Annotated in this window: 4 protein-coding genes; all 4 read left to right on the top strand. The window is 42.5% G+C overall.

What is annotated here, in order from left to right; all coding sequences use genetic code 11:
• A partial coding sequence (locus AAC037_RS18620) for a hypothetical protein (RefSeq protein ID WP_339904699.1) occupies positions 1 to 590 on the top strand: 590 nt, incomplete at its 5' end.
• Between the two features lie 54 nt (positions 591 to 644).
• Complete coding sequence (locus AAC037_RS18615) at positions 645 to 3,677, top strand: PVC-type heme-binding CxxCH protein (RefSeq protein WP_339904698.1); 3,033 nt, start codon at positions 645 to 647, stop codon at positions 3,675 to 3,677.
• A gap of 37 nt (positions 3,678 to 3,714) precedes the next feature.
• Positions 3,715 to 4,626, top strand: a complete 912-nt coding sequence (locus tag AAC037_RS18610; RefSeq protein WP_339904697.1) for a Gfo/Idh/MocA family oxidoreductase — start codon at positions 3,715 to 3,717, stop codon at positions 4,624 to 4,626.
• 33 nt (positions 4,627 to 4,659) lie between these two features.
• Positions 4,660 to 5,511 carry an aldolase gene (locus tag AAC037_RS18605; RefSeq protein ID WP_339904695.1) on the top strand — a complete coding sequence of 284 codons (852 nt, stop codon included), beginning with the start codon at positions 4,660 to 4,662 and terminating at the stop codon, positions 5,509 to 5,511.
• Positions 5,512 to 5,620: the final 109 nt, after the last annotated feature.

Genomic DNA, 5,620 nt, shown 5'->3' with positions numbered 1-5,620 from the left:
ACGGAAAAGAGGTGGATGCCAGCCATTCTCTTTCTTTTAAAAAAGCTTTCAATGACCTATGTTACAGCAGGATAGAAAAGAAACTAGCCATGCCTGAAGAAAACATACATTTTCCGCAGGCCGATACTGCTAAATTTATAGAAAGCTGGAAACAAGCCAAATGTTTAATCATGCAAGGAGGACAAGGTGATGTCAAACATTGGGCTTTTAATGAACCCCCCAAACGTGAAGGAGCATATAAAGACAATCCACAAACCGTGGATGAATACAAAGGTCTTCCAACGAGAGTTTTGGATTTACACCCTATCACTATTCAACAGAATTCAAGATTGCATTGTGGCGGAAACGTACCATTGATTCCTACCCAAGCTGTGACTGTAGGGCCTAAAGAAACTTGGGAAACGGAGCAAGTTTCTATTTGGCATGCCGGGGCACATGACAACCCTTTTGGGCAAAGATTGACCACCTATATGATATCCAATAAAATACCTGATACTTCTGTGCCTATGTCGGTGTTGGCAGATCATCCTAACGTAAAGTTTAACTTCTACGCTCCGGGTTTGGGTACTTGTTCAGTAGAAATGCATTAGTCAGCCAATATCGAGTAGGTAGAGAAATTTACGTTTATTAAAATTTAATTCTAAATGAGATTATTGATAAATTCTAAAAATTCCATGAGGGTGATCTGTTCCTTTTTCCTCTTGGCCGGTCTAATTTTTTTAGGCTCATGTTCCAGTGACCCTGATTTTTCTTTCAGTGAAGGGGATAGGATAGCCATTGTTGGGAATTCATTGGCTGAGCGATTCCAGCATGACGGGTGGATGGAGACCTACCTTCAAGCAGCTAGCCCTGATAAAAAACTAGTATTTAGAAACCTGGGCTATTCTGGTGATCAAGTGCACTATAGACCCAGGGCCCATGAAGGGTTTGGTGATAGTGATACTCATTTGAAAAATGTTAAAGCCAATGTAATTTTCTCATTTTTCGGGTACAATGAATCATTTGATAACCAACCGGAAACGTTTAAAAAACAACTTTCTCTTTGGATTGATCATCTGCGGACGCAGAAATATGATGCTGTGAATGTACCCAGAATTGTGTTGTTTTCTCCAATTGCTCATGAAGACCTTGAGTCTCCCAACCTTCCTGATGGCTCCGAAAATAATCCTCGCTTGGAGGCTTATACCCAAGCCATGGCAGAAGTAGCAGAGGATAAAGGAGTGGTTTTCGTTAATTTGTTTGATGCAACCAGGCAAATGTATCAATCCTTGGAGGAGCCTTTGACAATAAATGGAATTCATTTGAATGAAAAAGGCAACCATGAAGTGGGTAAATACATCGCTGAAACCTTAATGTCCAATGGCATAAGTGAGGATCAAGTGGCATTAGATTCCATAAGATCCACCGTTAAGGACAAAAACCTTTATTGGTTTCACCGGTACCGAGCCATCAGTGGCAATGATGTATGGGGTACGCGGTCTATTCAGGATGGAAATTATAAAACTTTGCAGAGGGAGTTGGAAATGCTGGATGTGATGGCAGCCAATAGGGATGAGAAAATTTGGGCAAGAGCCAATGGGGATGATTTTGAAGTAGATGATAGTAATGTGCCCAACCCAATAATGGTAGGTACTCATATTGTTAGAGATTTGACTTATGTGGACCCAGAGGAAGCCATAGAAAGAATGACTGTCCCGGATGATTTGGAAGTTAATCTTTTTGCTTCAGAGGAAGAGTTTTCTGAGATTATCAATCCTGTTGCTTTGCAAGTGGATACCAAAGGAAACATCTGGGTAGCATCTTGGTCCACCTATCCAAAATGGGAGCCCGGAAGAGAAATGAATGATCGGTTGGCTTACCTCAGTGATGAAGATGGGGATGGCAAGGCAGATAAAGTCACCACCTTTGCCTATGTCCCGCACCCTACGGGTTTTGAATTTTGGAATGATGGGGTGATTGTAATCTCTGCTCCGGATGTATGGTTTCTTAAAGATACTGATGGTGATGGTGTAGCCGATTTTAAGGAAAGACTTTTTGGAGGCTTGGGTTCAGATGATTCTCACCATACTGCAAATAATCTAATCTATGCACCTGATGGCAATATCTACTATCAAAGAGGGATATATATTCTGGAAAATATAGAAACGCCTTATAGAAAAAGTGAAGAATCAGGATCTCCAGGACTCTATCGATTCAATCCAAGAACATCGGACTTTTCATTTATGGTTGAAAACACTCCCAATGCGCATGGGATCAGTATTGACAGGTGGGGCAATCCCTTAATTACAGATGGTACCACAGGGAAAGCTTTTCAGGTTTACTACAAAAGAACCGTCACCTCCAGAACAGATACCAATGAATTTGACAAAAGGCCTTTGTTCAAGCAGACGATCCGGCCCATTACTTCCAATCAGATCTTGTCAAGCCAGCATTTTCCCGACAAATATGAAAACAATTTCCTGATATATAATGTGATCGGGTTCCAGGGAATAAAGCGGTACCAGTTGGAATATAAAGATATGGGAGTAGTTGAAGGGGTTGAAGCCGGCGACTTGGTGTATACTGGAAATGATCCAACATTCCGTCCCTCCTCTGAGGCCCAACCCCGGGTGGTGCCGCCGGGCTACACAGGTGACCCGAATTTTAGACCCTCAGATGGAGTAATAGGCGCTGATGGAGCGCTGTACTTTGGAGATTGGCACAATGCTGTTATCACTCATTCGCCCTATAACCTCCGGGACATCAATAGAGATCAGGCACATGGAAGAATTTATCGTATAACTGCGAAAAACAGACCACTTCAAGAACCGGTGGCAATTTATGGAGAACCTATAGAGAAGTTGTTGGAACTATTTAGGAGTCCGGTGGATGGGATCAGGCATTCGGTAAGGGTAGAGTTGAGTGGAAGAGAAACCAAAGCGGTGATAGAAGAAGCGCAGCGTTACGCCCAATCCCTTGATCCTCAGAGTAAGGAAGATGCACTTCCAATGTTAGAACTGCTTTGGCTTCACCAACAGCACAATGTCGTCAATCATGAATTGCTCAAGACAGTGTTGAGGTCTCCGGAGGAAAAAGCCAGGATTGCAGCTCAAAAAGTTGCTTGGTTTTGGAGCGACAGGGATTCCCATAGACGTGGAGATACTACATCAGACATTTCAGGAATGCAGTTTAGAACATTCTATGAGAATTTTTGGGAGAATGCAGATACTACCAAAGTTGAGACCAACCATGAAGATTCTGAAGCCCACGTGAATCAGGCCCCTGAAAAGGAGGCAAGTGAAAAGCGTAGCCTTGAACTACAAAATGACGAAGTTGCTAAGCTGACCATATCCGCGGAAATGTTGGCATATGATGTTTCGGAGTTTTCTGTAAAAGCAGGCCAGCAGATCGAATTGACTTTAGATAACAAAGATTTGATGGAACACAATATAGTCTTCGTGGAACCTGGAGCAGCAGATGAAATAGCCTCGTTAGCTATAGCATTGGGAGAAGAAGGCCCTGCAAAGCATTATCTTCCCGAAAGTCCCAAAATTGTAGAGGCGTCTAAATTGCTAGAAGGCAAAACCAAAGAAATAATGACGTTTAAAGCACCTAGCAAGCCGGGGGATTACCAGTTTGTATGCACTTTTCCGGGACATGCGCCCGTGATGAGAGGCATCATGAGGGTGCTACCCTAATATTTATATGCCTTTATTTTCTTAACCTAAGGACGAAATGGATAACTCGAAAATTAAGGTAGGTATAATTGGACTTTCAGTTCATAGCGCTGACTTTTCTGAAATTCTGTATTCAGGAGACTACAAGAGTAAAGTTGCAGTGATATACCACCCTAAAGGAAATCCCGATGTGGAATTTTCGGAGGAACGATTGCAAAGCTTTTCTGAGAGGATTGGTAACCAAGGAGTGGCTACAGTCAATTCCATAGATGAAGTCATTGGAGAATCGGATGCTGTGATGCTATTGACCAATGATGGAAGACCCCATTTAGAGCAGGTCATGCCGGTCTTGAAGGCTGGGAAACCGGTATATATTGATAAGCCTTTGGCAGAGAACCTGAAAAATGTAATGAAGATTTTTCGTGAAGCCAATCGTTATGGGGTCAAAGTATTTAGTTCTTCGGCCCTTCGTTATGGAAGCCAAAACACTTCCATTAAAGCTGGGGAATATGTGGGGGAATTATTGGGAGCGCAGACCTACGGTCCTGCGCCCCTTCAAAAAGCCCATGTCGATTTGTTCTGGGATGGCATTCATGGCATAGAATCTCTCTTCAGTGTGATGGGGACAGGTTGTCAAACGGTCTCAAGGACTTCAACCAATGGAACTGACTTGGTTGTTGGTAAATGGCCTGGCGATAAGTTGGGTTATTTCAGAGGGATCAGAGAGGGGAAAATTGGTTTCGGAGGGACCGTTTTTGGTACAGATGGGATCAATTCAATAGGCAAATTTGAAGGTTATCAAAGATTGGTTAGGGCCATAGATGACTTTTTCCTGACAGGTAAATTACCAGTAGAACCCGAAGAAACCATTGAAATTTATGCGTTTATGGAAGCTGCGGATGAGAGTAAAAGGCAGGGTGGAATACCCATAAAAATTAGCGATACAATTAACAAAGTTAAAATTGAATAGAACCGAACGGATTATCTTTTAGAAAATAAAATTATGAAACTAAGTAGAATGAATAGGCTTTTTAACGAGAAGTCTGGAAAGTGTTTTGATGTAGCCATTGACCATGGGTTTTTTAGTGAGTTCACCTTTTTAAGTGGGATAGAGAATATATCATCCTCTGTCAAAGTATTGATCGATGCCGATCCAGATGCTATTCAACTGACTGTTGGGCAAGCGCGACATTTACAGGCTGTTCCGGGTAAAAGAAAACCTGCCCTTGTATTGAGAACTGATGTGGCCAATGTGTATGGACTGGAATTACAAGATGTGCTTTACAGCAGGATGATAGAAGAGCCTGTATTACAGGCTGTCCGGTTAGATGCAGCCTGTGTAGTTGTCAACCTCTTTAATATTCCCGGAGCACCTGAAGTTACCGATCATTGTATTCAAAATATAGTAAAGCTAAAACCTATGTGTGACCATTATGGAATGCCATTAATGATAGAGCCATTGGTTTTTCAACCCAATGAAAAAGCCGGTGGCTATATGGTTGATGGTAATATAAAGCTGATTACTCCTATGGTCAGACAGGCGGCAGAGTTAGGGGCTGACCTAATAAAAGCTGATCCGACTGATGATGTGGAGGAGTACCACAAGGTAATTGAAGTGGCCGGAGACATTCCTGTACTTGTCAGGGGTGGAGGGCGTGCTAGCGATGAAGAAATATTGGAAAGAACCTATCGATTGATGAAGCAAGGTGCCAAAGGGATAGTTTATGGTAGAAATGTGGTACAGCATGCCAACCCTGGAGGTATGACCAGGGCCTTAATGGCAATTGTTCATAATGATGCCACTCCTGATGAAGTGAGCCATTTGTTAAAATCGAAGGATAATGAAAACCATTAAAGTAGGAATAATAGGAGGAGGCCTCATGGGCAAAGAAGTGGCGAGTGCACTTGGTAGGTGGTTTGTTCTAAATGATTATCCTCTAAAGGTAGTTTTAAAGGCTGTTTGC

The organism is uncultured Cyclobacterium sp., from assembly GCF_963976465.1.
In the GTDB taxonomy this organism is placed as follows: Bacteria; Bacteroidota; Bacteroidia; order Cytophagales; family Cyclobacteriaceae; genus Cyclobacterium.
The sequence above is the reverse complement of the archived record's forward strand: the minus strand, read 5'-3'. Positions and strand labels throughout refer to the sequence as shown.

Bases quoted from the DNA above. Each gene is read 5' to 3' on its own strand.
- AAC037_RS18615 (WP_339904698.1), top strand. From the start codon at position 645: ATGAGATTATTGATAAATTCTAAAAATTCCATGAGGGTGATCTGTTCC.
- AAC037_RS18610 (WP_339904697.1), top strand. From the start codon at position 3,715: ATGGATAACTCGAAAATTAAGGTAGGTATAATTGGACTTTCAGTTCAT.
- AAC037_RS18605 (WP_339904695.1), top strand. From the start codon at position 4,660: ATGAAACTAAGTAGAATGAATAGGCTTTTTAACGAGAAGTCTGGAAAG.